The organism is Actinopolymorpha pittospori (assembly GCF_014873875.1).
Lineage (GTDB): Bacteria > Actinomycetota > Actinomycetes > Propionibacteriales > Actinopolymorphaceae > Actinopolymorpha > Actinopolymorpha pittospori.
Genome location: NZ_JADBEM010000001.1, coordinates 813,549 through 839,404, shown reverse-complemented (window position 1 = coordinate 839,404; position 25,856 = coordinate 813,549). Strand labels below are relative to the sequence as shown.

The following is a 25,856-nucleotide window of genomic DNA, read 5'->3' as shown; positions in this document are numbered from 1 at the left end:
CCGAATGGATTCTGCCGAGGCGGCCGCGATACGGCTGCGTGACTACACACCGCGACCCATGCTTCGGGTGCCAGCCCACGAGGTTGACCAAGCGGCCGCGCCCGCGATCGACGTGCACAATCATCTTGGCCGACGGCGTACCGGGCAGTGGACGTCGGCGCCCGATGTCGATGCCCTGCTGTTGGTCATGGACAGCTGCAATGTCGCGGCCATCGTCAATCTTGACGGCGACTGGGGCGAAGAGCTGGAGGCCAACCTGGATCGCTACGACCGCGCGCATCCTGGACGCTTCGCGACGTTCGCCAGGCTCGACTGGACGCTGCCATCCCGTCCGGGCTGGCCCGATCAGCTGGTGCGCAGCCTGCAGGACTCAGCACGCCGGGGCGCGGCCGGCGTCAAGCTCTGGAAAGACCTCGGACTCCACATCCGGGACGAGAACGACAAGCTCCTGATGATCAACGACGACCGGCTCTTCGACATGTGGTCCGCGTTCGGGGAGCTGTCGCTGCCCGTGCTGATCCACACCGCCGACCCGGCCGCCTTCTTCGAGCCGCTCGACGAGAACAACGAGCGCCTCGAGGAGCTGGTGAGGCGCCCGGACTGGTACTTCGGGGATCCTCAGTTCCCGCGGATGCAGGTCCTGCTCGATGCGCTGGAGGACGTCGTCGCCGCTCACCCCGACGTGACCGTCATCGGCGCGCACGTGGGCTGCTACGCCGAGGACCTCGGCTGGGTGGACCGGATGCTGACCACCTACCCGAACTTCAATGTCGACATCGCCGCTCGCATCGCCGAGTTGGGCCGCCAGCCGCGCGCCACCCGGGCACTCATCGACCGGCACCCGGACCGCGTCCTGTTCGGCACCGACGTGTTCCCACCAACCGCGGAAGCTTTCCGGCGCTACTTCCGGTTCCTCGAGACCGCCGACGAGCACTTCCCCTACTCCGGCTCCAACCCGCCGGGCGCCGGGCGTTGGACGATCTCCGGGCTGGACCTGGACCAGGAGGCGCTGCGCCAGGTCTACGGAGCGAACGCCGCGCGGCTGGTCCCGGCTTTGCGTGACACCGTCACCCAACCGACAGGGGAAGGCGCGTAGCGGACCTGATGGCTGCTCACCGCCATCGTGCTCACCGAGGCGCGGTCTGGGACACTTCGGCCCGACGTCGGTGCGACCACGGACGCGGCCTCCGCCTCAGCCCTGGCGGCCGTCGTTGAGCACTGCACATCGGAGTTGAGGTCGACAGCTGAGTGCACCCTCCTGCGAGGCGGTACCGCCAAAGTCACCACGTTTCAGTGAGCGGCCGCCGAGGCGGTCGCCCACTGAACGTCTCGGAGGGCCAGTCGGTCAGCGCGGGAATCGGGCGAACAACCTCTGGGTGCCGTCGTCCAGCGCGTCGGCTGCCCCCGGGCTGACGCCGTGGCCTGCCAGGGCGGCAATCTTCCGCCGCAGCGCCCACAGCTGGGCGTGTGCCGGGCGGCGGCGTTCGACCAGGTCGGCGAGGAGTTCCAGGGACTGGGCCAGGGCGTGCCGGGCGTTCGGGGTGACCTCGGTCGTGTCCAGGCCTGCCAGCACCTGGGCCAGGTCCGACACCGTCCAGGCCCGGTAGGCGACCCGCAGACTCCGGCTGGCGCCGTCAGTGCCGGTCAGGTCCACCTCGACGGTCAGCGGGTCCAGCGTGACCACCCGAACACCGTCGTCGCCGGCCAGCAGTTTGCTCGTCGGTACCCGCACCGTGACCCGTACCGTCCCCGCGCTGCGGGTCGGATCGGACACCGCCAACCCGAGCTCCTCGTCGCCCTCCTGCACCACCACACCGGCCGGTCCGTCGGTGGAGACGATCGACGCGTCGCCGGCCCCCCACAGGTTCACGCCGAGCGCGCCGGCGGTCAGGGCGCGTACGGCCTGGACACCGACGATGTTCGCGACGATCGCGGTGCCCGGCCGCTCGGCGTACTGCCTGGTCGTCTCAGAGTCGGCGGTAGGCAGCAGGACGTAGGCGTAGGTCGCCTGGTCCGGGTCCACGCCGTGGTCGAGCCAGAGGGTGAAGTAGTCACGGGGGAGCGGGGTGTCGTCCTTCCAGGACGGGTGCTGGGTGATGTCAGACCAGCGGCCCACCCGGTGTTCGCGTTTCAGGTGTGCCTGGACGCCATCGGGGAACACGTATCCGCCGGTCCCGGCGAGGTGGACCCACCGGGCGCCCGGCGTCGTGGCCGCGTCGCCGAGGCCGGGCACCGCGGCCGTCCCGTTCACCAGCACCGCCTCGGTCCCAGTCGCCAGCCGGCGGTTCTCCACCACGGTCTCCACCTGGCGGCCGTCGTGTGCGGTGATGCCGGTGCCGAGCGCAACCACCTCGTCATCAAAGCAGAACCACGACTTCTGCGACACCAGCGAACAGCCTTGGGAGGACAGTCGCATCCCGGCCGCGGTGTAGCGGTCGGCGAGGGTGGTGCCGCCCACCCAGTCCTGCGGGTTGAGGTATCCGCGGCCCTCCATCGGCCTGCGTTCGCGGACGTCGACCGTCGTGCCGGGAATGCGGTAGGGGTCCACCGTGGGCCAGAACGCGTCGTTGTAGTGGTCGAGCTGGTGGTCGTAGAGGTAGGTGGCGCCGTCCGCGGTCAGCCAGCCGCGCAGGTTCTCGTCGTTGATCGACTCGAAGTTCGCGATCCGCCTGGAGTACATCGAGATGCCGTACGCCCAGTCCGTACGCCGGTGTACCACCCGGTCCATGGCGGCGAAGACGTGGCTGGTGACCAGCGGCCCACGGGGGTGTATGGCGTCGTCGGCGAGGAGCGTGCGCGCCTGCAGGAGGGCCGGGACGCTGCGGCCGGCCAGTGGGTCGTCCAGGGTGTCGGCCTGGATCCACTCCTTCAGCATCGGCCCGAGCCAGGCTTTCGTCGCGGGCGGTGCGGCCACCCACAGGCCGAGGGCGGCGTTGACCGCGGCGTGGCCGGCCTGGTGGTTCTGCTCGGTGTAGCGGGCTATGACCCGGCCGTTGGCCATGTCCATCAGGGCGCCGTGCCAGATCAGCGGGTCGTAGGCGTCTCGGATCCACTCGTACACGATCGGGTCGCTGACCGCGAACGGAGTACCCGCGACTCGCTGGAAGATGCCCGGCAGCGTGGCCACCAGGGCGACGCCGTAGGAGCCGTTGTAGGGGTAGTAGTCGTGCTGGATGAACGATCCGTCGCGGTGGAAGCCGTCGCCGTGGTCGGCGTAGGCCATTACCGGCTCCAGCCCGTCGACTCCGAGCCGGACGGCCGCCGCGTCCCCGGCCAGGATGCCGCGGCCGATGACCACGTCGGCGGTGAGCACCCGGTTGGCTGCTGTGGCGCTGGGTTCGGGTGTGTAGTGGGCCACCGCCCTGGTGTAGGCGCCGATCTGGTCCGCGTTCAGGTGGTCATAGACCAGCATCGCCGCGAGGTTGCAGCTCTGCGGCCCCGAGATCATCCATTCGTACCAGTTGCCGATGATCTCGCCGTCCTCGCGGTAGTAGTGCGCGACCATCCAGTCCATCGCGGCGATCACATCGGCGAGGAGTTTCGGGTCGCCGTAGGTGTCGGTGCCGGGCGTCGCCCAGCCCAGTGCCATCCGGGACAGCCGGCCGAAGCAGATGGAGATGGCGAACGAGATCTGGACGTCGAGCCTGGCGTCCGGCCACAGGAACGCCCGGTCTGCCCCCGTTTCCATGGTCGACCACCACTGGTGGGTTTCCGCGGCGAGATTGGCGAGCCCGGGCGCGATCGCCGGGTCGGCCGGGTCGTAGCCGCTGCCCACGTACCCTGCCCGCCACTGGGCCCGCATCCGGGCGAAGTCGTCGTCGGTGGCGGCGGACGGGCCGGCATCGGCCGCCGTGACGGCGCCGACGGTCGTTGCGGCTCCGCCCACCGCGGTGGTGCCGGCGCGGGCCGCGTGGGGCCGGGCCAGGCTCAGCAGGCCCGTACCGGCGAGCAGCCCTCCGAGGTGGAGTGCATGTCGGCGGGACAGCGGGACGTGCCGGGGATTTCGGGGGCTTCCGGCGTCGTTCAAGGTCGGTCTCCGTTCGATATTCGCAGCGTCGGCTTCGTTTCCTGAGCACAACTTCGGAACACAGAGCGCAACATCGGAGCACCACGCGGGGCGCATAGGCAGTCGGGCCTACGACCGCCGAGAAACGCGCGACCTTCGTGTCTAGACCGCGGATCAGAACAAGAGAAGAGAACCGGCGAGATCGGCCGGCCGATTCCGTCAGGTCGCGTCACGTTCGGCCCGTTCCCGCTGAATTCGGTCACGATGTCACGGTGTCGTGCGCACAGCCTCCCGGGACAGGCTCGAGCAGCCCGGCGCCGACCCCGGCGTAGAGCACTTCGGCGATCCGGTGGCGGGTGAGCATGCGCGGGGAGGCGTAGTGCCGGGACCGGTACAGCCAGTCCTGGATGTCCTCACGGGAGTCGGTCAGGTCGGCGGCGAGGATGGTGTCGGCGCGTCGACGCGTTCGCCGCGGCGCACCCGGTCGGGGCCTTCGAGCATGGGGGCGAGTAGTTGGTCGGTGGGGGCTGCGCGCCAGGTGCCGTCACCGGAGTAGATGCCGGCCTGCCCGGTCAGTTGGACGTGGACGTGGATGGCTTGCAGGTGTCTTCGAGTTGCTGGCGGCGACCGCCGGTTGGCACTTCGTAGCCGTCGACTCCCTGCTTTCCGTACCTGCGCTGCTGGCCCATATCCCCATTTGATTCGAACAGAAGTTCGACGATGGGGTCTATGACCCTTCTCTCGCTGCCGAGCCGCCATCGGTGGGGACTGGGGTGTTCACCCGTTGGCGGCGCACCTGCCGAAGCTCCTCGCGATCTCGGGGAGCCCGTCGGCGAGGGGTGTGCCGCACCGCGAATACGTTGATACGCAGGCATCTTTCCGAATTGTGGCCAGTGCGCGGCTAGCCGCCCACTTCAACTCGTAGCGGCAACCGCCCGTCAGTGTCGGCTCACCGGGCACCTGCTCGACCGCCTGGGCGAGCGCCAACCCGACCGGGCCGAGCAGGTCGGTTGCCGTTGAGGCCATGCCGGCAGTGTCGCCACGCCACCCGGCGGGGCGCGGCCGGATCCGCGGCTCGGTTCACGCTCGACTGTGTCTCAACGCCCCGGCCGAGTCGCAGTCGACGGCGGACCAGGCGGCGCGTTGCGTAGTCCGGCGACCAGGAGTGCGACCATCCGCTGGGTTTGAGCTGTGTTCAGGAGGCACAACGCGGCCACACCCTGGAGCAGGTCGTCGGTCTCGACGTCGGGCCGGATGAGGCCTGCGCGACTGGCGTTGTCCAGAAGCAGCCTCAGTGCGGGTCGGAGCGGATCTTGGAAACACTCCGTCAGTGACTCATACGTCGGGGCGTCGGAGTGCATCGCGGTGATCAGGCCGCGCTTGGTGCTCAGGAGTTCGACGTAGTGCGCCAGCCAGCGTTCGAGCGCCTCGATCGGTTCGTAGGTTGAGGCAAGTGCGGCGGCGGCTTCGGCGCAGGCGTCCAGCTCGCGTCGGAATACCGCGGAGACGAGATCGGCCCGGAGCGGGAAGTGCCGATAGAGCGTCCCGGTTCCAACGCCGGCCATGGCCGCGATTTCACGGACGGGCGTGTGGACGCCGGTCATTGTGAAGGCGGTCTTCGCCGCCTCGAGCACGGCGTCGACGTTCCGCTTCGCGTCGGCTCGCAACGGCCGGATCCCGCGGTTCGAAGTGCCTCCTGTCGTCGCCAACGGTCCCCCTCCAGTTTGTAAGCGGCACAGCGTTCGACATAGTATCCGATCATACCGGCACGTTGTGCCGGTTAAGGTCGTCGTCGCCGACCCGACGACTCTCGACGGAAGAGAGGACCGATGGTCGATCGTGCTGCCGTCATGACAGCCCAATGCGGTGGAGGAAGTAGCCCTCCAGTTGTGGGGGCCGGGCGATGAGCGTCGACGAGGCGGTCGTCCGAGCCTTGGCGCTTCGGCCGGACTCGCCGCCTGGTGACCACGTCATCGACATCACCACGACAGGGGCTCGTACTGGCCTGCCGCGGCGCATTGAGATCTGGTTCCACCAAATCGACGGGCGCTTCTACCTCACCGGGATGCCGGCGCGCCGCGGCTGGTACGCGAATCTTCGCAAGAACCCGCAATTCGTGGTCCACCTGAAGCGGGGGGTCACGGCCGATCTGCCGGCGACGGCGGTTGTTGTCGACGAACAGACCCGGCAACGCGTCATCCCTGCTGTCGTGGCCCTGCAGGACCGTCCGGAGTACGCGGCGCGAGGTGTTCCGCGCCAGGACGTTGATGTCTGGTTGGCACACAGTCCACTGGTCGAGATCGTGTTCGACGACCAAGAGCTTCACGAAGCGGCGGCGGCGGAGTGACCCGCGGCAACCATTCGAGTGCCGAGCCGCTGCGGCTCGGGGAGAGAAGTGGCATGAAGTACCGCACGCTGGGACGCACCGGAATCCAGGTCAGTCCCTACGCTCTTGGCACCATGATGTTCGGGGCCTGGGGCAACACCGATCACGATGACTCGATCCGGATCATCCACCGGGCGCTGGACGCAGGGATCAACTTCGTCGACACCGCCGACGTGTACTCCGATGGCGAATCCGAGGTGATCGTCGGCAAGGCACTCAAGGGCCGCCGCGACGACGTCGTGCTCGCCAGCAAGATGCACTTCCCGATGGGTGATGATCCGAATCACCGGGGCAATTCTCGGCGCTGGATCATCGCCGCGGTCGAGGCCTCCCTGCGCCGCCTGCAGACCGATCACCTCGACCTCTACCAGGTTCACCGCCCCGACCCTACGACCGACATCGAGGAGACACTGTCGGCGCTGTCCGACCTGATCCACAGCGGCAAAGTCCGGGCGATCGGATCGTCCACCTTCCCTGCGGCGGAGATCGTCGAGGCACAGTGGGTCGCGGAACGCCGCGGTCTGGAGCGCTTCCGCACCGAGCAGCCGCCGTACTCGATCCTGAACCGCAGCATCGAGCGCGACGTGTTGCCCGTTGCGCGCCGCTACGGGATGGGCGCCCTCGTCTGGAGCCCTTTGGCACAGGGCCTGCTCACCGGACGCCACCGCAAGGGGGCACAGGGTGGCGCCACCCATCGCGTGGCGGCTACGCCGGAGCATTTCGCCCATGAGTGCAAGCTCGAGGTGGTCGAACAGCTCATCCCGCTGGCCGAGCAGGCCGGCCTGCCGATGACCCACCTGGCGATGGCGTTTGCGATCGCCCATCCGGGCGTCACGTCGGCGATCATCGGGCCGCGCACCATGGAACACCTCGACGACCTGCTCGCCGGCGCCGACGTCACCCTGGACGACGAGGTCCTCAACCAGATTGATGAGATCGCACCACCCGGCACCGACGCCGGCCCCAACGACGCCGCCTACACACCGCCGGCCATTGCCGACGTGAGCCTGCGCCGCCGGTCGGTGGCCGAGCGCTCCGCCGCCTGAACCCCTGATCCGCCGACGTTGAGGACGGCCGTGGTGCTCGAGCTTCGTGGGTGGCGGTGGCAGCTCCGCCTCATCGACGAAGTCCGCGCCGCAAGCCCCGTTGCGCGGAGGATGTACTCGCCTGGGGACTGGCCGATCTCCTGGCGGAAAAGGGGGCGTGCAGGCGGGGCGCCGACAGGCCGGCGACGTGAGCCAGGGTGGTGACGTTGATCGACTCGGTCAGGTGGTCGGCGATGAACTGTCTGCTCTGCCGGGCCGGTTCGGATACCAGGCGCTGCTGTTCGGCGGTGGCGGCGGCGATGGTTGCGAGGAGGTACTGCGCCAGGAGCATGGCGGCCTGTAGCCGGTTGAGGGAACCCTGTGGTCGCAGGAGTAGCACGCTGATCGCGTCGTCGAGGAGAGTGCGCGCGTCCCCTCTGTGTCGAGCTCGAGTGAGGCAGGATCGGAGCTTGAAACTTTGTTTTGAGGGCGAGTGAGGAGTTCAGTCTTACTGTGACTTCGAACGAGGGGCGGGTGCCTGATAGGGAGGTCCCGGCGAAGGCGCGGACGTACTCGGCGTCGTACAAGGCGAAGATCTTGGCTGAGTACGAGCAGTTGGACAAGGCGGAGAAGGGTGCCCTGTCGCGTCGGGAAGGCCTGTACACCTCGCTGATCGGCGTGGCGGGACCAGCACCGCCCAGGTCTCTTGTTGCAGGCCGCTGCGGTCGCCAGAGCGCAGCACGTGACCTTCGAGGATCGTGTGGCGCAATGCCAGGTAGGCGATCTCAACCTCCCAGCGCTCGTGGTAAAGCCTGACGAGCTCGAGTGCCGGGTGGCGCTGGTGGTCGATCAGGGTGGTGATCAACCGGTACCGCTCACTCGCCCGGCTGCCATCGGGCGCCGGCGATGCCCAGGTCGGCGTCGACGATCCGCACCAACAGCTTCGCCCGGTGGCGTCCAGGTCGGCGAGAAAGTTGTGGCGTCGAAAGCTAGACCTAGCGAACGCGAAGAGCAAAGACCCGCGGCCCGGAGCACGCGAAAGGCCAGCCAGGGGTTTCGTACCCTACGCCCGCGTCGTCACCATAGCGGAGGCAGTCCGCGACCGCCGTCGCACCATTCCGCGGGCGATCCCGATCGCCCTGTTCGGGAGAGTGCCTCGACGCGGCGTACGCGTGGCTTCGTCCGCCAACGAGGGAACTCGTTTCAGGTCCTCGTCTACGCCGGAAGGGACCCACGGACCGGCAAGGACAGCTATCTCACCCGAGTCCTCTCGCGACCGTCGTGAGGTCGAGAAGATTCGCACGCGACTGCCCGCGAAGGTCGACCAGCAGCGCACCGGCTCGACCAGGACTACACCCGCGACGCGTGGCTGCAATACACGAAGCAGACGGGCGGACGCGTGGAGATGCCGCGGCTACGCAGGGTGCACCATCAAGCCTCCCTCGGCGGCGTTCCCATCGCGAAGGTGGTTCGAAGCTGCGGGTTCGGTCTGCTCAGGGCACGCGATTCGTCGGTTGTCGCCGGGGAGGTCGATCTTGACTGGCGGTCTGGCAGAGATCGGTGAGGGCGGCGCCGACGTCGGGATAGACGGTAATTGGTGGGCCGAAATTTCCTGGCGCCTTCGGCTCGGGGACCCGATGCAGCCCGCAGATGACGAGGATCCGTTCGTGACTGGCGAGGCGAGTCGCGGCGTCCACGACTGCGGCTTGGCCTTCGTCGCTCCAGCCGTGGAGGTCGGCAAGGTCAAGCACGATTGGCCCGGTTCCGTGGGCCAGCACCCATCCGACGGCGCCGGCGAAGCGGTCGATGGCGCTTTCGCCGAGGTAGCCGGTGAGGTGCAGGATCGTGATGCCACGCTGTTTTTCGTTGTGCCATTGAAGGGTCACAGCGGTGATAGCTCCTCGCCAGTCAGTGTCCTGTCTTGTGTTGACCGGGTCGGAGGCCTCCCGGTGCATCGAGCAATCGGAAGGGCCCGAAAGATCCCGTCATTTGCAAAAATCGGACGAAACCCCCACAGACGGGACAGCATGCCTCGGAGCGGAGCGCGCTACGCCCAAATACTGCCCGGCAGTTGAGACACAGCAGCCGGGTCGCGCAAGCGCCGCGGATGGGCGTGACCCGCACCTCCACCTCCTGCTGTTCAGCGCACATGCGAACTTTCGCAATTGATACTGTACTCTTGCAGCGCGGTTCGGGCTTGGTGGCCTCGCCGAGACCCCGCGAACGGCTGCCAAGGAGGTGCGGTGCGAGACACGGTGGTGTTGATCCCGGCCAGAGAATCTCTGGTCGAGGGGCGCCGCGGGGCGAGTGTGCGGGGGCGAGAACGCTGACTACGCCGCTGTATCAGTTGAAGGCCGAGTTCTTCAAGACGCTTGCGCATCCCGCGCGGATCCGCGTTCTTGAGCTGCTCAGCGAGAGGGAGTACGCGGTGGCCGAGATGCTCCCGGAAGTGGGCATCGAACCGCCACACCTGTCACAGCAGCTGGCTGTGCTTCGCCGGGCGAACCTGATCATGTCTCGTAAAGAGGGCTCGACCGTTTACTACCGTCTGACCAGCCCGCGGGTGGCCGAACTGTTGGCAGTGGCACGGGCCATCTTGACGGGTGTGCTATCGGGGCAAATGGAGCTCTTGGAAGACCTGAAAGCAGCTGAGACGTAGGGAGCGGCGGTCCACACCGGTAGTCGGAATCGGACTTCCGTCGCCGCGCGGCCGCGCGGCGTGTGACGCCTTCCGCAGCGGCAATGTCCCGGTGCGGAGATCAGTGCCGGATGTGCGCCTCGCGCGCACCTGGACCTTGGGAAGGCCGGGCTAAGGGGATGTCGTGGGAGCTGTGAGCGGACTGCTGCGCCGTATCCGAGCAGTTGGCCGGATCGCCGAGCAGGCCCCTGCGCGACCGGATGGTGTTTCTAGCGCCGCTGATCAGCTGGGCGGGTCGGTCCAGTTGCGACATGTGGACGCCGGGTCGTGCAACGGGTGTGAGATCGAGATCGGTCAAGCCTTCAGTCCGGTGTATGACGCCGAGCGATACGGCGCGCGCTTGGTGGCGTCGCCACGGCACGCCGACGCCTTACTGGTGACCGGTCCAGTGACCCGCAACATGGCAGAGCCGTTGCGTCGCACCTACGCCGCCGCTCCGAGTCCGAAACTGGTGGTCGCGGTTGGGGACTGCGCCCACAACTGTGGGGTGTTCGCCAGTGCCCACGGGGTCGCTGGTGCGGTCTCCGATGTCGTGCCGGTCGACGTGGAGGTTCCCGGTTGCCCACCGCCGCCGGAAGCGATCGTGGCGGCGCTGCGTGGGCTGACCGGTCGATGAGTCTCGCCGGTCTGAGCTTCACACTGTCACTCGCAGCGGCGGCGCTGGCCGCGGTCACGGCGCTGGTCAGCTACGACCGCATACGCCCCGCCGTCGTCGGGACCTGCACCGCGATCAGCGGAGCACTTGCCGCCGTCGCCGGTGTCGCTGCCCTCACCGGCCAGGCGTTCAGCGCGACCCTGCCGAACCTCCTGCCACTGTTCGGTGTACGACTCGAACTCGACCCGCTGGGCGGGTTGTTCGTTGCGGTCACCGGCGGCGTCGCGATCACGGCAGGCATCTATGGGATCGGCTATTCCGGTCAAGGTCTGGCTGGGCGAGGCGTGCAGGCGTTGGTCCCGCTGTTCGTCGCGGCCATGCTGCTAGTCCCAGCAGCAGCGAGCGTCAGCACATTCCTTGTGTGTTGGGAGTTGATGGCACTTACCTCCCTCCTGCTCGTGGTGGCCGAGCACCGCAGGCGGACAGCGGTGGGTGAAGCCGGCCTGTGGTACGCCGTCATGACTCACCTCGGCATGGTGGCGATCCTGATTGGCCTGATGCTGTTCGCCGCCCGCGCACACGGCGACGAGTTCGCCGCCCTGCGCTCGGTGGCCGACCAGCTTTCACCCGCCGCCGCGGGCACGGTCTTCGTGGCCACCCTGATCGGATTCGCGTCGAAGGCTGGCATCCTTCCTCTCCACGCCTGGCTGCCCCGGGCCCATCCCGAGGCGCCCAGCCATGTATCCGCACTCATGTCGGCGGCGATGGTCAACCTCGGCGTTTACGGGATCCTCCGGGTCGGCTTCGACCTGCTCGGCGGCGGGCCGCGCTGGTGGTGGCTTCTCGTCCTCGGCCTCGGCGCGATCTCCGCGTTGTACGGCATTCTGCATGCCGCGATGAGCGCCGACCTCAAACGGCTGCTTGGCCACTCCACGACCGAGAACCTCGGACTGATATTGGTCGGGGTGGGCGCTGCCGGTGTGTTCGTCTCCGCTGGCGCCCGCGTACTGGCCGGACTGGCGTTGACTGCGGCACTGCTGCATGTGGTCAATCACGCGGCGTTCAAGGCACTGCTGTTCCTGTCCGCCGGCTCGGTGTTGCATGCGACAGGAAGCCGGGACCTGGACGCGCTCGGCGGGTTACGGACACCGATGCCCGTCACCACCGCAATGTTCGGTCTCGGAGCGCTGGCGGCCTCCGCGCTGCCACCGGGCAACGCCTTTGTCAGCGAGTGGCTCCTGCTGCAGAGCCTGATTCACGGATTGCCCGCATCGGGAGCGGCGACGGCCATCACGATGCCGGTAGCAGTCGCGGCGGTCGCGTTGACCGCCGGAGTGGCGGGCGCGACGTTCGTGAAGGCGTTCGGAGTGGGCTTCCTAGCGCGGGCGCGGAGCGCCGCCGCCGCGAGCGCACGGGAGAGCCCAGTCACCATGCTCACCGGCATGGGGCTGGCGGGCCTCGCCTGCGTCGGGCTCGCCCTGGCGCCCACCGTCGTGGTACCCGTACTGACCGGCGCCGTCGGCGTAGCCGAGCCGACACTGGACCACTCGGCAGTCCAGGGCGCGGTCATAATGCGGCTGGTGGGCGTGGCCGGTGCGCTGTCGCCGCTGTTCCTCGCGATCCTCGTGCTCGTCGGGATGGTCGTGGTGCTGGCCGGGCTGAGGGTGGCCGCCGTACGCCGCGGCTCACGGATGCGCGGGGTGCGGCGCGAGGTTCGACTGTGGGACTGCGGCGCAGGTCCGCTCAGCCCACGGACGCAGTACACCGCCACGTCGTTCGTTGAGCCGCTCCAACGCGTATTCGACGACGTACTCGAGCCCGAGTCCAACGTCGACGTCACCCACCTTCAGGAGTCCCGCTATCTGGTAGACCGCATCGAGTACCACCGCCGGGTGCCCGATCGAATCGAACGCGCGATCTATGATCCTGTGCTCGCATTCGCGCGGGGGTGGGGTCGGGTCGGCCGACGACTCGCCACCGGCAGCGTGCACCGCTATCTGGGTTATGGCTTCTCCGCCGTCATCGGGCTGTTCGTCCTGCTGGCGGTGACCAGATGACAGGGACCGCAGGTGTGGCGGGTGCCCTCGGCTCGGCGCTGCAGGTAGTGGTCGTGATCGCGGGGTCGCCGGTGCTGGTTGGTGTGATGCGCCAGGTGCGAGCTCGGCTGGATGGGCGGGCCGGGCCTGGTGTCGGCCAGCCTTGGCGGGATCTCCGGAAACTGCTGCGCAAGGATCCCTTGGCGCCCCGTGGGACAAGCGAGGTGTTCCGCCTCGCTCCTGTGGTGATGGTTGCCACCACGGTGGTGGTGGCCGCCGTCGCACCATTCCTCACTACCGAGTCGCCGCTTGGCCCGATCGCGGACTTGTTCGCGGTGGTCGCACTGTTGGCCCTCGGCACGGTCGCCCTCGCACTTGCCGGGATCGACACAGGTACGGCGTTCGGCGGAATGGGCGCAAGCCGCGAGATGACCATCACGGCGCTGGTGGAACCGACTCTGCTGCTCGCGATCTTTGCGTTGTCGGTACGGGTCAACTCGACCAACCTCGGCACGATCGTCACCTCGACCCTGCACGATCCAGGCCAGGTCGTCTCCCCTGTCAGCCTCCTGGCCTTGGTCGCGCTCGCCGTCGCGGTCATCGCGGAGACGGGCAGGTTGCCGGTGGACAACCCGTCCACGCACCTGGAGCTGACGATGGTGCACGAGGCGATGGTGCTGGAGTACTCCGGGCCCGACCTCGCCATGGTGGAGTGGGCGTCGGCGATGCGGCTGATGGTCTTTCTCGGGCTGCTCGCCAACCTGTTTGCGCCGTGGGGCATCGCCTCCGGCGGTGGCCTGACCGCTTTACTCCTTGCCCTGGTCGTCTTCGCTGTCAAGGTTGGGTTGCTCGGCCTCGCCCTCGCCGTCGGCGAAGTCTTCCTGGCCAAGCTGCGGCTGTTCCGGGTGCCCGAACTGTTGGCCGGCTCGTTCCTGCTCGCACTGCTCGCTGTCGCCGCCTCTTTCTTCCTCGCCTAGGAGCCCGATGTCCGAGTCGACGTTTGCTCAGGCGCTCTACTTCGCGTGCGGGGCGTTCCTGCTGGCTGCAGTGCTGGTGCTGTGGCGGCGGGATCTGGCCGCGATCATCCGCCTGTTCGCCCTGCAGGGCGTCACCCTGGCTGCGATCGTCGCTGTGCTCGCCGGCCACGAGCGATCGGTCGAGTTGGGACTGCTTGCCCTGGGCATCTTCGCCCTGCGCGCGGTGCTGCTGCCGTATCTCGTCGGTCGAGCGCTCGGCGGCGCTGGGCAGGCACGGGAGACGAGCCCGCTCGTCAACGTGGCCTCCTCGCTGCTCGCCGCCGCCGTCCTCACCCTGGTCGCCTACGCCGTGGCGCAGCCTCTCGTCCAGCTGTCCCCGTCGACCGCGACCAGGGCGACCCCCGTCGGCCTCACTGTCGTACTCATCGGATTCTTCGTCCTGGTCACCCGCCGCCGCGCACTCTCCCAGGTGATTGGGTTCCTGCTGATCGACAACGGGATCACCGCAGTCGCCTTCCTCACCACCGCCGGCGTGCCGATCATCGTCGAGCTGGGTGTCTCACTCGACGTGCTCTTCGCCGTCCTTGTGTTGCAAGTGCTTACCACCCGGATGCGCGCGACGTTTGGCGACACCGACCTGGACGAGCTGAAGGAGCTCCGGGACGCATGACTACGAGTCTGTTGGCATTGGTGCCGGTGCTGGCGCCTGCCCTGGGTGGAATGGCCTACGCCGTGCTCGGCTGGCGGCGCACGACAGCATGGCTCGGCTTCGCGTGCGCCGGGGTGGTGTTCGTGGCCGACATCCTCCTTGCGACCGTGGTGACCCTCGACGGGCCGCGGACGGCACTGGGCGGACAACTGCGAGTGGACGCCTTGAGCGCGTATATGCTGATCGTGATCGGTGCGATCACGCTGCTCGCGACCGCTGCCAGCCCCGCCTACCTGAGTGCCGAGATCCGTTCGGGCCGAGCGAGCACACGTGCGGCCCGGCTACACAGTCTCCTCGTGCAGGGGTTCGTCGCGACGATGGCACTGGCCGTGCTCGCCGCGAACCTGGGTACCGCGTGGGTCGCGGTCGAGGCCACCACGATCATCACGGCGTTCCTCGTCGGACACCGGCGCACCCGGGCCGCCGTCGAGGCCGCTTGGAAATACGTCGTCATCTGTTCGGTGGGCATCGCTCTCGCGTTCCTCGGCACCGTCCTCCTCAACTACGCCGCCACCCACGCTGGCCCGGGCGATGCTGGTCTCGCTGGCGTTGGACTTGACTGGGTGGAGCTCACCGCCGCAGCGACCGGCCTCGACCGCGGGGTTACGCGCATCGCGGTGGCGCTACTGGTCATCGGGTTCGGCGCCAAGGCTGGCCTCGCTCCGATGCACGCCTGGCTACCCGATGCCCATGGGCAGGCGCCCGCGCCCGTTTCCGCTCTGATGTCCGGTGTCCTCCTGTCGGTCGCGTTCTATGTCATCCTGCGGGTCAAGGTAATCGCCGACGCCGCACTGGGGGTGGGCTTCACCCGAACCTTGCTCGTCACGCTCTCCCTCGCCTCGTTGGCCATCGCGGCGTCGCTACTGCTCGCCCAACGCGACTACAAACGGATGCTTGCCTACTCCAGCATCGAACATATGGGGCTGCTCGCCCTCGGTGCGGCCGCCGGGAGCCGCCTCGCCCTCGCCGCCGTACTCCTGCACGTACTTGGGCACGGACTGGGCAAGGCCGTCCTGTTCCTCAGCTCCGGGCGAATCCTGCAGATCACTGGGACAAGCGTGATCGACAACGTACGCGGCCTCGCTAGTCGCCAGCCGTTCCTCGCCGGCATCTTCGGCCTCGGTGTGTTGGCGCTGCTTGGCCTACCACCATTCAGCCTGTTCGCCAGCAGCCTCGGCATCGCCCGCGCTGGCTTCGCCACTGGGCTCGGCTGGGAGACTGCCGCTGCCCTCGTCCTCATGCTCGTCATCGCCGCCGCGGTGTTGACGCACGCGGGCCGGATGCTCCTCGGCCCGCCACCACAGGACTCAGGCGAAGCGACCTTCAGTCCGGCCTTGCCCGTGACAACCGCCCTACCACTGCTTGGAGGGCTCATCGCCTGCGCCGCCCTCGGCGTCACCCTGGGCCCACTCCAGAGTCTTCTGCATACCGCCGCCACCATCGTAGGGACGCTGTGAGAGAGCACTTGAGCCACTTGTCGAACGCTGTGCAGTCAGCCGGATCGAGCATTCCGGTCGGCGTTGCCGTCAGCGACAACCGGCGAACACTGACCGTGCAACCCGAGGAGCTGCCATCGGCAGCGATCAACCTGCTGGACCAGGGTTTCCGGATCGCATTGGTGGCCGGACACGATGACGGCGAGAAGCTCCGGTCGGTCTACCTCTTCGTCGCCGCACAGCCAGACCGTCGCGTCGAGATCCATGTGCCGCTCGATCCGAGCAAACCCCACGTGCCCAGCCTGGCCGGGCTGTCATTCCCCGCCGGGCGGTTCGAACGCGAAATGTGCGACCTCTACGGCATCGTTCCCGATGACCATCCGCTGCCGGCCCGGCTGGTCCGCCACTTCCATTGGCCGCGCGGCTGGCACCCGATGCGCCATGACGCCGGCGAGCCGCCGGTGTTCGGCGACGTGGACGGGCCGTACCCGTTCCGCCCTGTGGAAGGCCCAGGCGTTTATGAGATCCCTGTCGGCCCCGTGCACGCCGGGCTGATCGAGCCCGGTCACTTTCGCTTCTCCGTCGTTGGCGAAACGATCCTCAATCTCAAGGCCCGCCTGTGGTTCGTCCACAAGGGCCTGGAGAAGCTGTTCCACGGCCGTACGCCCGAGGACGCCATCGAGCTCACGGAGCGGATCAGCGGCGATACGGCTGTCGGCCACACCCTCGCCTTCTGCCTCGCTGTCGAGGAAGCACTCGGCCTGCCCGTAACCACGGCGGTCAGCAGGGTTCGCGCGATGCTCCTCGAGCTCGAACGCATCCACAACCACGTAGCCGACATCGGCGCACTGTGCAACGACGTCGGTTACGGCATCCTCAACGGGCACGCCCAACACATCCGGGAACAGCTGCTTCGTTCCAACGCGGCCCTCACCGGCCACCGGCTCCTGAGGGGAGCGATACGGCCCGGATCGGCGACCATCCGACAAGCACCAGATGTCGCGCAATTGGCAGCCATCGCCACCGACATCGACGAGATCATCGGTCTCGCGTTGGGGCACAGCGTCGTACGGGACCGCTTCACCGGAACCGCCACACTCACCCAACAGCAGGCGGCCGACCTTGGCACACTCGGCTACGTTGCCCGCGCCAGCGGGCTGGACATCGATGCCCGCCGAGACCACCCATTCCTCGACCTGCCGCCCGCGTTCGCAGTGCGCACGCTCACAGACGGCGACGTCCTCGCTCGCTTCCTCCTACGCACCCAGGAGATCAAAACCAGCTTGAACGTGATTGCTGAACTCCTCGACACATCGCAGAGCCACGTTCACTCGACCAACAACTCACTAACCGGCCTAGCACCCTCCCACCCGCGATCCGGTGTCGGAATCGTCGAAGGCTGGCGCGGCACCATCACCCACCGGGTCGAGCTAGCCGCCGACGGCATGCTCACGCGCGTCAAGATCGTCGATCCATCCTTTTTCAACTGGCCCGCGCTACCCGTCGCACTGACCGATACGATCGTCCCTGACTTTCCCCTCAGCAACAAGAGCTTCAACCTCTCCTATGCTGGAAACGACCTGTAGGGGTTAGCCCGCCTACAGGTCGTCGTCGCTTGTCGCTGCACCGTGTACGTTCACCGACGTTGCGGCCAATATCCTCGACGGTGACCAGAGCAAGTGATGGTGACGGGACTGTAAAACTAACGGCGGATCTGTTGATCAAGGGAGAGATGCCAGATGACCGAGACCGCCGTTGCGCCTGAGTCGGTGGAGCAGCCTGTCGAGGCGCTGTCAAGCACAGCGTCGGATGAGCAGTTGATCGGGATGCTCGTGGACCGGGCCCGTAGCGAGGGCCTGCAGCTGACCGGGGAGGGCGGGCTGCTGCAGCAGCTGACCAAGCGGGTGCTGGAGTCGGCTTTGGAGGGCGAGATCACTGACCACCTCGGCTACGACAAGCACGATGCGGTGGGGGAGAACAGCGGCAACAGCCGTATCGGCGCCAGAGTCAAGACCGTGTTGACTGACGTCGGCCCGGTGGAGGTGAAGGTCCCGCGCGATGTGGCCGGCACCTTCGAGCCGCAGATCGTCCGCAAGCGGCAGCGGCGCCTGAGTGGGGTGGAGGAGATGGTCCTGTCGTTGTCGGCGAAGGGGCTCACCCACGGGGAGATCTGCGCGCACCTGGCCGAGGTCTATGGGGCCGAGGTGTCCAAGCAGACCATCTCCACGATCACCGACAAGGTGATGGACGGCATGGCCGAATGGCAGAACCGGCCGGTGGACCGCGTCTACCCGGTCTTGTTCGTGGACGCCATCAACGTCATGATCCGCGACGGGCAGGTCGCCAACCGCCCGATCTACGTCGTGATGGCTGTGACCGTCGACGGCCACCGCGACATCCTCGGCATCTGGGCAGGTGAGGGCGGCGAGGGCGCCAAGTACTGGCTGCGCGTGTTCACCGAGCTGAAGAACCGCGGCCTGCAGGACGTGCTGATGCTGGTCTGCGACGGGCTCAAGGGCCTGCCAGAGGCGGTCGAGACTGTCTGGCCACGCACAATCGTCCAGACCTGCGTGGTCCACCTGCTGCGCAACAGCTTCCGTTACGCGGCCCGCCAGGACTGGGACAAGATCGCCAAGGCGCTCAAGCCCGTCTACACCGCGCCGAACGAAGACGCGGCCATGGAACGGTTCCTGGAGTTCCAGGAAGCGTGGGGCACCAAGTACCCGGCGATCGTGCGCCTGTGGGAGGACGCGTGGGCGGAGTTCGTGCCCTTTCTCTCCTTCGATGTGGAGATACGCAAGGTGATCTGCTCCACGAACGCGATCGAAAGCGTGAATGCGCGCATACGCAAGGCCGTCCGAGCCCGCGGCCACTTCCCGAACGAGACAGCCGCACTCAAGTGCGTGTACATGGCGCTGATGAGCCTGGACCCGACCGGCCAGGGCCGCAAACGATGGACCCAGCGCTGGAAGGCACCGCTCAACGCCTTCCAGATCGCCTTCGAAGGCCGCCTCACCCCGGCCAACAACTGAACCCCTACAAACCAAGATCAACCGTTAACTTGACACTCCCATGGTGACCTGCGAGAGCCAGGTCGTGGATCGTCAGGGCAGCTACGAGCACGGGAAGGTTACTGACGCGACGTCCCCTGGGTCGATGGACAGACCGAAGAGGGAGCAGAACATAGCTCCAAACCCGTCGCGCAGTCCCCAGGAGCCCGATGCAAGATCGAGGCTAGGGTCGGGTTTCAGAAGTGTTCGCTCCTTGGTTGTCTGCAGCGCCGATCTGTCGGAGGGCTCCTGGGACCATGCGTTGGCGGGTGGGCCATAGGGTCTGATCAGGAGGGACTGGGCGATGGATGATGGTCAGGGACATGAGCGTGCTGGGCGACCGGGGGATTTGAGCCGGTTCGTCGTGGAACGATTGAACGCAGGTGACGTCGATGGGTTGGTGGCGTTGTATGAGCCAGATGCGGTCTTGGCGCTACCGAACGGCCTGATCGCCACGGGCAGCAGCGAGATCCGCAAGGCGTACGAACACCTCGTCGCCGACAAGCCGACCTTCGCGCCTGGCCAGCAACTAACCACTCTCCGCACGGGCGATCTGGCGCTGACCTCGACGCGATTGGTCGACGGCGGCGTCACCGTCGAATAAGGTGCTACTCGCCGCATGACAGCCGGTGTCCACACCTCGGGGGAACCCCGGCATCATGCGGGCTCGTGGTGGAGAGCTGACTGGTGCGGGTCGCCGGTGGGGTCTGGGACTTGAGGACCGGGTGTTGCTGGTCGCGGTGTACTACCGTACGAACCTGACGTTGCGGCAGGTGGCGTTGTTGTTCGGGATCTCCAAGTCCGCGGCAGGTCGGGTCGTCGACCATCTCGCCCCTATCTGGTGCTCTCGCCGGTGCGGCGCCGCCGGGGGCCGGAGCAGGTGCTGATCGTGGACGGCACCCTGGTCCCCACCCATGACCGCAGCATCGCGGCGTCGTCGAAGAACTACCGGTACTCGACCAACCTGCAGGTTGTCATCGACGCCGACACCCGCCTGACGGTCGCGGTCGGCAAACCGGTGCCGGGCAACCGCAACGACTGCCGCGCCTTCGCCGAGTCCGGCGCTGATGCAGCCTGCGCGCAGATGGCGGTGATGGGCGATGGCGGCTACCAAGGCACCCGGTTCATCACACCGTTCCGCAAACCGGCCGGCGCCACGTTGCCGGAATGGAAAGAACAGATCAACACCCGCCGCATCCGCGCCCGAGCCGAACACGCCCTGGCCGGCATGAAGAACTGGAACATCCTGCGCAACTGCCGACGCAAACACCGAGCTGTCTACTACGCCACCTCAGGCATCGCCCTCATGCGCAACCTCACCCTCACCACCGACTGACCCCGACAGCAAGGTCGACCGACCTACCCGAGCACTCCACAAGATCAATTACGGGACAACCTTTAGGGACGGTCGTAGATGGCGTGGGTTCCGATGCGTCGCCAAACCAGGATCGCGGCGCCGTCCGCCCCGGTTTCGAGGTGGAAGGTGGCGCGTCCGTCAGGACCTGCGAAGCTCCAGGTGATCGAGTAGATCGCGGCTCGGGTGAGTCGGTGGACGCGGAGCCTGGTGGGCCACGGCGGGTTTCCGGTGAAGGATCCCGCGGCTATGGCGGGTAGGAAGTGCTCACGGAGAATCGATTGGAAGGCGCGCTGATGCTCGCCTGGCAGTTTCACGTAGTCACGGTCAAACGCCGCAAGGGTGCGGAACTTCACGCGCCGGCGCCGTCCTCGGCTAGTCGGTCCAGGTGGGCGAGGAAGTCGTCGCCGGTCTCGTGCTCTGTGTACTCGCCGGCCGCCAGGTCCTGATCGGCCTCACGTTCCTTTGCCTGCCACTCCGGCGACCAGAACCATGCTTGGTCGGCGGGGATGGCGACGTGTGGCACGAGCACGATCACGCCGTCTCGTACGACGATTTCGACCTGTGCGCCGGGTTTGTCCAAGCCGAACTGGCGCCGAAGTTGCGCGGGGATGGTGATGGTCCCGTTCTTTGGTTGAACGGTTGCGAACCCGACGTGCGTCTCCATGAAACCAGGATACCAGGACTCCTGGTTCCGTGGTGTGCTCCGTCGCCTTCGGCGGCCGCTACCCGCGCGACGCCGGTCAGCCCTGACCCTTGACGTAGTTCGTGACGAGGCTTGGGTCAGGGTCCTACTCGTTTCGCATCGGATGATCCTCTGGATCGTTGCTGGAGTGTGATCCTGGGCATCGCCCTGCTCGCCGCCGGAGGACGTCAGTGGACAACGACCTCAGGGGATCGAGTGGATCGCGATTGCCTCGGGGCGAATGATCGGAGACCGAACGTGAGAGCGAACCGGGGGCTCGGCCTTGGACCGGGCGGCCGCACCGCGATCACCACGGCACGTCCAGCGTCCGGGGTTCCTTCGACGTGCCCGCCCCACCTGCCGTGGATGCCGGTCCTACCCCACTCGGTGTGGGCGTGCGATGCGCACCTGGAGGACCTCCCGCGACTGCTTGCTGACAGCCCAGCTGAGCATGCAGTTCATTCCCGGATCCCACCGGAGCGAGGTCCTCCCGCACCAGCCGGTCGGCAACGGCCCACGCGTAAAGGGCCTCGAGGTCGTACCCGGCGTGGTGGACGCCTCGACCGCCGTGGCCTGTCCCCTCCCTGCCGGGGGCGCCGCGATCCACGACAGCAGGACCGTGCACTACACGTCGACCAACGCCTCCGCTGACTACCGGCGCGCCTCTCACACTGCCCGGCGTCGGCCAGGGCCTGCCGCGCGCGACGTGGCCGGCAGTCGTGGACGCCCTGTTGCGCCACACCACCTGACCGCCGCACTGGCCCAAGCGACAGGCCAGGTCGTGGAGATCCCAAAGCTGAGCCGGATCGCGATACGCACCCCTGAGGAGGGTCTGGATAGTCCCGGCGTCTGGTCGGTCCACTGGTCTGCCCTGGCCAGGGAAGTCAATGTGATGCTCAGGCGGCGGCCAGGGCGTCGAGCCGCCCGGCGGAGACATCGGAGGCTCGGCTGCCTTCCTGGTCAGCGGCCTGAGCCGGAGATGTCACCACGGCGTGCAGCGACAACTCGGCGTGGGCCACCTGGCCACCGCGGCGACCAGGGGCCCGAGCATGTCGTCGAAAGGACGCGGAAGATCCGCGGAACCACGCTTCGCTCGATCGGCGGTGTTCGGTTCCGCTCTCCTGCACGTACGGCTCTTGCCGCCTCGGACTCCTGGGTATACGCCGGTTGCCGGGGTCAAGCGGAGTCCGGGACGACGGGAGATCTGGTGCTGAAGATCGAACTCCTGGCCGCGAGCCAGGGCGATCTGGTCGCGGCGCGGACCCAGATGGCCCTGTCCCTCGGCTGGCACATCGTGCTGGCCTGCCTCGGAGTCGGCATGCCGGCCATCACGCTGTTCGCGGAGTGGCGCGGACACCGCACCGGTGACCCCGCCTACCGGTTGCTCGCGCGGCGTTGGGCTAAGTCGATGGGAGTGCTCTTCGCCGTCGGCGCCGTCTCCGGGACCATCCTCAGCTTCGAGCTTGGTCTCTTGTGGCCGGGGCTCATGAGCAGGTACGGCGAGGTCATCGGGTTGCCGTTCGCGCTCGAGGGCATCGCGTTCTTCATCGAGGCGATCTTCCTGGGTATCTATCTCTACGCCTGGGACCGGCTGCCGCCTGTCAAGCACATCCTGTCGGGTATCCCGATCGTCGTCGCAGGCGTGGCGAGTGCCTTCTTCGTGGTCGCGGCGAACTCCTGGATGCAGGCGCCGACCGGTTTCACCGAGCGGGACGGCCAGGTCGTCACAGTCGACCCGTGGGCAGCAATGTTCAACCCCGCCACCCCACCGCAGACGGTCCACATGATCCTCGCGGCGTTCATGGTCGCGGGATTCCTGATGGCCAGCGTGTACGCCGTCGCGATGCTGCGTGGTCGACGGGAGCGCTACCACCTGCTCGGGTTCCTCGTGCCGTTCACGATCGCGGCGCTGGTGTCACCGGTGCAGATCTTCGTCGGCGACTGGGCCGCGCGATTCGTCGCGGAGAATCAGCCGGCCAAGCTCGCCGCCATGGAGGGACTCTTCGAGACCCAGCGGGCGGTGCCAGAGCACATTGGTGGATTCGTCGTGGACAATGAACTCCGCTACTCCATCGAGATTCCGTACCTGCTGTCGCTGCTGGCTCGTTGGAACTCGAACGCCGAAGTCATCGGTCTGAACGAGTTTCCGCCGGATCAGTGGCCGCCGGTCAACATCGTGCACTGGGCGTTCCAGATCATGGTGGGCATCGGTTTCGGGCTGCTCGCGCTTGGCGTGTGGGCTGCTGTCGCCTGGCGACTGTGGCGGAATCTGCCGAAGACCAGGTGGTTCCTGCGGGCGGGGGCGGTGTCCGGGGTCGCCGCCGTGGTCGCCCTCGAGTGCGGCTGGATCGTCACCGAGGTTGGCCGCCAGCCCTGGATCGTCTACAACCTCATGCGTACCTCCGACGCGGTCAACCCCGCACCCGGACTGCGGTGGGGGTTGGCCCTGCTGGTCGTCGTGTACGCGATCCTGACCGTCGGCACGGTCTACGTCCTGCGTCGCCTGGCCGCCACACCCATTCCCGTCGCGCCGCAGGAGCGTGACGTGACCGACTACCGCGTCGAATGAGGCCACCCGATGCCGCTGCCGGAGATCATGCTTGCGGTCCTGTGGCTGGGGCTGAGCGCCTACGTCCTGTTCGCCGGCGCCGACTTCGGTGGGGGTATCTGGGACCTGCTCGCCGGTGGGACGGCCCGCGGGCGTGAACAGCGGGCCCTCGTCGAGCACTCGATCGGGCCGGTCTGGGAGGCCAACCACGTCTGGCTGATCTTCGTGCTCGTGTTGATGTGGACCGGGATCCCGCCCGTCTTCGCCGCGGTCGCCTCCACGCTCTACATCCCGCTCACCTTGGCGGCGGTCGGCATCATCGCCCGTGGCGCGGCGTTCGCGTTCCGTAAGGCCAGTACACAACTGTGGCAGCAGCGGCTCTTCGGCGCGACGTTCGCGTTCTCCTCCCTCGTCACACCCTTCTTCCTCGGCGCATGCGTGGGCGCGGTCGCGGGTGGCCGGGTTCCGCCCGGCATCGCGCGTGGCCACCCGCTCGCGAGCTGGCTGAACCCGACGTCGGTGCTCGCCGGTGTGCTGGCCGCGGGGGTGGCCGTCTATCTCGCCGCGGTCTATCTCACGCGGGACGCCGAACGCGGCGGCCGGCGCGACCTCGCGCTGGCGTTTAGCCGCCGGGCGTTGTATGCCGGAGCCATCGTCGGCGCCCTGTCGGTCGCCGGTCTGGTGGCGCTGTACTTCGACCGGCCGCGCCTGTTCACTGAGCTCACCTCTGGACGTGGCCTTCCGCTGCTGGTGGTCTCGGTCGTGGCGGGAGTGGCCTCGCTCGTGCTGCTGTGGCGACGTGCATACGTCGCGGTCCGGCTCACAGCGGCTCTTGCCGTGCTCGGGCTGCTCTGGGGCTGGGGCGTCGGGCAGTACCCGGAACTGCTGCCCGGTCTCCCCCTTCGAGAGGCCGCCGCGACGGCCACGGTGCTGGCCGCCACCCTCGTCTCGCTGGCCGTCGGTGCGGTGCTGCTGGTGCCTTCGCTGTGGTGGCTTTACACGACCTTCCAGAGCGGCCACCAGGCTCCGCCGCCGACGGACCCGACTGGCCCGGCGCCGCCCGGCGCTGGTGCGTCTCCCGAAGCTGAGGGCGGGGGCGACTCTTCGTGATCCGCGATCACCGCACCCTGCTTTCGTACCCGCGGGTTTGTAGGTTTCGGGGGCTGGGAATCGGCCGCCGGAAGACCACCGCACCGGATCAACGACGCGGTGAAGCAGGTGATCGTCCAGACTGGGATCCTGGCCGGGCGGGGTGGGCGAGCGCGTCCGGGGTGAGCGCCGCCGCCTCAACGTAGTTCTCCACGCCCGCGTCGGCGATGGTGTCGGGAACGCGTTGACCGTCCGCGCGGCGGCCGACGTCTTCCTCGACTCGCTCGGCAACTCCAACACCCTCCGCTCGTATGGCATCGGGGTGGGCAAGACCGCCGAGCACCTCGGCGAGGCCCGGCCGCTCTCCACGGTGGAGGGCGACGAGGATGGCGGCACCCTCGAACAGTTGTGGGGTGGGGCGGCGGTCAACACCTGGAACGCCCGCCGGGCGGCGGTGTTGTCATGGCTGGGCTGGTGTGCCGAGCGCGGCTACGACGGCCCGGCAGTTCCGGCCTGGGTGAAGCGGATGCCTCCGCCGGACTCGCAGACCCCGGCGCGCTCGAACATGGCCGTTGACCGGGCGATCGCCCGCCGCGACGTCCACCTTCGGGAGAAGACGCTGTGGCGAATGCTGTACGAGACCGTCGCACGGTCGGAGGAGGTCCTGGGCGTCAACATCGAGGAGCTGGACCTGGCGGGCCGCCGGGCCCCGGTCAAGGCGAAGGGCGCCCAGCCGGGTACCCGGCGCCGGGGCGCCCGCGCGAGGAGTTCGTGCTGGAGACCGTGTACTGGGACGTGGGCACGGCTCGGCTGCTGCCCCGGCCGATCAAGGGCCGCACCCGCGGGCCGGTGTTCGTCACCCATCGCAAGCCGGGGCCGGGAAAGGTCCTTAGCCCCCCGTGACTTCTGCCCGGACACCGGCCTGGTCCGGCTGTCGTACGGGCGGGCCCGCGCCCTGCTGGACGCGCACACGGCTGTCAGCGAAGGGCCGGGAAGGGGCTGGGAGCTGCACGAGTACCGGCACTCCGGGCTGACCCACCTCGACGAGGCCGGGGCCAGCCTGCCGATGCTCATGGCGAAGTCCCGGCACAAGAAGCCGGAGAACGTACGGAAGTACTTCCACCCGTCGGTGGAGGCGGTTGCCGAGGTCACCAGCCTGCTCGCGCCGGGAGACAGCCGACGCTGAGGGCCTAAAACAGCCCGGGGACAGGACCGGAGGAATGTCCCAGCAGGCTCGACATCACCAGGAGGTAGGCCTAGCT

Annotated in this window: 22 protein-coding genes and 2 pseudogenes; 18 read left to right on the top strand and 6 right to left on the bottom strand. The window is 67.7% G+C overall.

The window, feature by feature from the left end; translation table 11 throughout:
* The first annotated feature begins 4 nt into the window (after nucleotides 1-4).
* A complete protein-coding gene (locus tag HEB94_RS03800; RefSeq protein ID WP_192748651.1) occupies nucleotides 5-1,096 on the top strand; it encodes an amidohydrolase family protein in 1,092 nt (363 codons plus the stop codon).
* Between the two features lie 249 nt (nucleotides 1,097-1,345).
* Here HEB94_RS03800 and HEB94_RS03795 read toward each other — a convergent pair whose 3' ends face one another.
* The 3 genes from HEB94_RS03795 to HEB94_RS03785 form a co-directional block, all read right to left on the bottom strand.
* Nucleotides 1,346-4,027 carry a polysaccharide lyase 8 family protein gene (locus tag HEB94_RS03795; protein ID WP_192748650.1) on the bottom strand — a complete coding sequence of 894 codons (2,682 nt, stop codon included), beginning with the start codon at nucleotides 4,025-4,027 and terminating at the stop codon, nucleotides 1,346-1,348.
* Between the two features lie 756 nt (nucleotides 4,028-4,783).
* Complete coding sequence (locus HEB94_RS03790) at nucleotides 4,784-5,032, bottom strand: DNA ligase-like domain-containing protein (protein WP_192748649.1); 249 nt, start codon at nucleotides 5,030-5,032, stop codon at nucleotides 4,784-4,786.
* A 71-nt stretch (nucleotides 5,033-5,103) separates the two neighbouring features.
* On the bottom strand, nucleotides 5,104-5,673 hold the full coding sequence (locus HEB94_RS03785; RefSeq protein WP_238361411.1) for a TetR/AcrR family transcriptional regulator: 570 nt from the start codon (nucleotides 5,671-5,673) through the stop codon (nucleotides 5,104-5,106).
* Nucleotides 5,674-5,909: 236 nt separating this feature from the next.
* On the opposite strand from HEB94_RS03785, the gene HEB94_RS03780 reads away from it, so the two are divergent.
* The 3 genes from HEB94_RS03780 to HEB94_RS03770 all read left to right on the top strand — a co-directional run bounded on the left by HEB94_RS03780 (nucleotide 5,910) and on the right by HEB94_RS03770 (nucleotide 7,781).
* Complete coding sequence (locus HEB94_RS03780) at nucleotides 5,910-6,353, top strand: nitroreductase family deazaflavin-dependent oxidoreductase (protein WP_192748648.1); 444 nt, start codon at nucleotides 5,910-5,912, stop codon at nucleotides 6,351-6,353.
* 53 nt (nucleotides 6,354-6,406) lie between these two features.
* Entirely contained in the window at nucleotides 6,407-7,438 is a 1,032-nt protein-coding gene (locus tag HEB94_RS03775) for an aldo/keto reductase (RefSeq protein WP_192748647.1), read from the top strand.
* A 187-nt stretch (nucleotides 7,439-7,625) separates the two neighbouring features.
* On the top strand, nucleotides 7,626-7,781 hold the full coding sequence (locus tag HEB94_RS03770; protein WP_192748646.1) for a hypothetical protein: 156 nt from the start codon (nucleotides 7,626-7,628) through the stop codon (nucleotides 7,779-7,781).
* A 1,129-nt stretch (nucleotides 7,782-8,910) separates the two neighbouring features.
* On the opposite strand, the gene HEB94_RS03765 is transcribed toward HEB94_RS03770, so the two are convergent.
* The gene (locus HEB94_RS03765; RefSeq protein WP_192748645.1) at nucleotides 8,911-9,372 is read right to left on the bottom strand and encodes an STAS domain-containing protein; all 462 of its coding nucleotides are present in this window, start codon (nucleotides 9,370-9,372) and stop codon (nucleotides 8,911-8,913) included.
* A gap of 392 nt (nucleotides 9,373-9,764) precedes the next feature.
* On the opposite strand from HEB94_RS03765, the gene HEB94_RS50135 reads away from it, so the two are divergent.
* The 10 genes and pseudogenes from HEB94_RS50135 to HEB94_RS03710 all read left to right on the top strand — a co-directional run.
* Nucleotides 9,765-10,076 carry an ArsR/SmtB family transcription factor gene (locus tag HEB94_RS50135; RefSeq protein WP_238361410.1) on the top strand — a complete coding sequence of 104 codons (312 nt, stop codon included), beginning with the start codon at nucleotides 9,765-9,767 and terminating at the stop codon, nucleotides 10,074-10,076.
* A 163-nt stretch (nucleotides 10,077-10,239) separates the two neighbouring features.
* Complete coding sequence (locus tag HEB94_RS03755; protein ID WP_337917456.1) at nucleotides 10,240-10,731, top strand: NADH-quinone oxidoreductase subunit B family protein; 492 nt, start codon at nucleotides 10,240-10,242, stop codon at nucleotides 10,729-10,731.
* Nucleotides 10,728-12,767 (top strand): proton-conducting transporter transmembrane domain-containing protein, encoded by a 2,040-nt coding sequence (locus HEB94_RS03750; RefSeq protein ID WP_192748644.1) that lies wholly within the window; start codon nucleotides 10,728-10,730, stop codon nucleotides 12,765-12,767. Before HEB94_RS03755 ends, HEB94_RS03750 begins: the two co-directional genes overlap by 4 nt.
* Nucleotides 12,764-13,723, top strand: coding sequence for a respiratory chain complex I subunit 1 family protein (locus tag HEB94_RS03745; protein ID WP_192748643.1), 960 nt, complete (start codon nucleotides 12,764-12,766; stop codon nucleotides 13,721-13,723). Before HEB94_RS03750 ends, HEB94_RS03745 begins: the two co-directional genes overlap by 4 nt.
* A 7-nt stretch (nucleotides 13,724-13,730) precedes the next feature.
* A complete protein-coding gene (locus HEB94_RS03740; protein WP_192748642.1) occupies nucleotides 13,731-14,393 on the top strand; it encodes a hypothetical protein in 663 nt (220 codons plus the stop codon).
* Nucleotides 14,390-15,889: a proton-conducting transporter transmembrane domain-containing protein gene (locus tag HEB94_RS03735; protein ID WP_192748641.1), complete on the top strand. Its 1,500-nt coding sequence runs from the start codon at nucleotides 14,390-14,392 to the stop codon at nucleotides 15,887-15,889. The genes HEB94_RS03740 and HEB94_RS03735 overlap by 4 nt, the downstream gene beginning before the upstream one ends.
* Entirely contained in the window at nucleotides 15,886-17,454 is a 1,569-nt protein-coding gene (locus tag HEB94_RS03730) for a hydrogenase large subunit (RefSeq protein WP_337917455.1), read from the top strand. The genes HEB94_RS03735 and HEB94_RS03730 overlap by 4 nt, the downstream gene beginning before the upstream one ends.
* Before the next feature lie 153 nt (nucleotides 17,455-17,607).
* Nucleotides 17,608-18,900, top strand: a complete 1,293-nt coding sequence (locus tag HEB94_RS03725; protein WP_192748640.1) for an IS256 family transposase — start codon at nucleotides 17,608-17,610, stop codon at nucleotides 18,898-18,900.
* 322 nt (nucleotides 18,901-19,222) lie between these two features.
* On the top strand, nucleotides 19,223-19,522 hold the full coding sequence (locus HEB94_RS03720) for a YybH family protein (RefSeq protein ID WP_192748639.1): 300 nt from the start codon (nucleotides 19,223-19,225) through the stop codon (nucleotides 19,520-19,522).
* Between the two features lie 88 nt (nucleotides 19,523-19,610).
* Nucleotides 19,611-20,254 (top strand): annotated as a pseudogene (locus tag HEB94_RS03710) (transposase); the annotation flags it as partial.
* A 62-nt stretch (nucleotides 20,255-20,316) separates the two neighbouring features.
* Here the strand turns inward: HEB94_RS03710 and HEB94_RS03705 are convergent.
* Nucleotides 20,317-20,589, bottom strand: coding sequence for a hypothetical protein (locus tag HEB94_RS03705; RefSeq protein ID WP_202896098.1), 273 nt, complete (start codon nucleotides 20,587-20,589; stop codon nucleotides 20,317-20,319).
* A gap of 35 nt (nucleotides 20,590-20,624) precedes the next feature.
* Nucleotides 20,625-20,939, bottom strand: coding sequence for an AbrB/MazE/SpoVT family DNA-binding domain-containing protein (locus tag HEB94_RS03700; protein ID WP_192748635.1), 315 nt, complete (start codon nucleotides 20,937-20,939; stop codon nucleotides 20,625-20,627).
* Nucleotides 20,940-21,357: 418 nt separating this feature from the next.
* On the opposite strand from HEB94_RS03700, the pseudogene HEB94_RS54305 reads away from it, so the two are divergent.
* The 4 genes and pseudogenes from HEB94_RS54305 to HEB94_RS50125 form a co-directional block, all read left to right on the top strand.
* Nucleotides 21,358-21,609, top strand: a pseudogene (locus tag HEB94_RS54305) (phytanoyl-CoA dioxygenase family protein); the annotation flags it as partial.
* Between the two features lie 555 nt (nucleotides 21,610-22,164).
* Nucleotides 22,165-23,526, top strand: a complete 1,362-nt coding sequence (locus HEB94_RS50130; RefSeq protein WP_337917454.1) for a cytochrome ubiquinol oxidase subunit I — start codon at nucleotides 22,165-22,167, stop codon at nucleotides 23,524-23,526.
* Nucleotides 23,527-23,535: 9 nt separating this feature from the next.
* Entirely contained in the window at nucleotides 23,536-24,615 is a 1,080-nt protein-coding gene (locus HEB94_RS03690; protein WP_192748633.1) for a cytochrome d ubiquinol oxidase subunit II, read from the top strand.
* A 142-nt stretch (nucleotides 24,616-24,757) separates the two neighbouring features.
* Nucleotides 24,758-25,780 (top strand): hypothetical protein, encoded by a 1,023-nt coding sequence (locus HEB94_RS50125; RefSeq protein ID WP_238361408.1) that lies wholly within the window; start codon nucleotides 24,758-24,760, stop codon nucleotides 25,778-25,780.
* Nucleotides 25,781-25,856 lie beyond the last annotated feature (76 nt).

Coding starts and splice junctions, on each gene's coding strand:
- HEB94_RS03800 (WP_192748651.1), top strand. CDS start 5: ATGGATTCTGCCGAGGCGGCCGCGATACGGCTGCGTGACTACACACCG.
- HEB94_RS03790 (WP_192748649.1), bottom strand. CDS start 5,032: ATGGCCTCAACGGCAACCGACCTGCTCGGCCCGGTCGGGTTGGCGCTC.
- HEB94_RS03780 (WP_192748648.1), top strand. CDS start 5,910: ATGAGCGTCGACGAGGCGGTCGTCCGAGCCTTGGCGCTTCGGCCGGAC.
- HEB94_RS03775 (WP_192748647.1), top strand. CDS start 6,407: ATGAAGTACCGCACGCTGGGACGCACCGGAATCCAGGTCAGTCCCTAC.
- HEB94_RS03765 (WP_192748645.1), bottom strand. CDS start 9,372: ATGCACCGGGAGGCCTCCGACCCGGTCAACACAAGACAGGACACTGAC.
- HEB94_RS03750 (WP_192748644.1), top strand. CDS start 10,728: ATGAGTCTCGCCGGTCTGAGCTTCACACTGTCACTCGCAGCGGCGGCG.
- HEB94_RS03745 (WP_192748643.1), top strand. CDS start 12,764: ATGACAGGGACCGCAGGTGTGGCGGGTGCCCTCGGCTCGGCGCTGCAG.
- HEB94_RS03740 (WP_192748642.1), top strand. CDS start 13,731: ATGTCCGAGTCGACGTTTGCTCAGGCGCTCTACTTCGCGTGCGGGGCG.
- HEB94_RS03735 (WP_192748641.1), top strand. CDS start 14,390: ATGACTACGAGTCTGTTGGCATTGGTGCCGGTGCTGGCGCCTGCCCTG.
- HEB94_RS03725 (WP_192748640.1), top strand. CDS start 17,608: ATGACCGAGACCGCCGTTGCGCCTGAGTCGGTGGAGCAGCCTGTCGAG.
- HEB94_RS03720 (WP_192748639.1), top strand. CDS start 19,223: ATGGATGATGGTCAGGGACATGAGCGTGCTGGGCGACCGGGGGATTTG.
- HEB94_RS03700 (WP_192748635.1), bottom strand. CDS start 20,939: ATGGAGACGCACGTCGGGTTCGCAACCGTTCAACCAAAGAACGGGACC.
- HEB94_RS03690 (WP_192748633.1), top strand. CDS start 23,536: ATGCCGCTGCCGGAGATCATGCTTGCGGTCCTGTGGCTGGGGCTGAGC.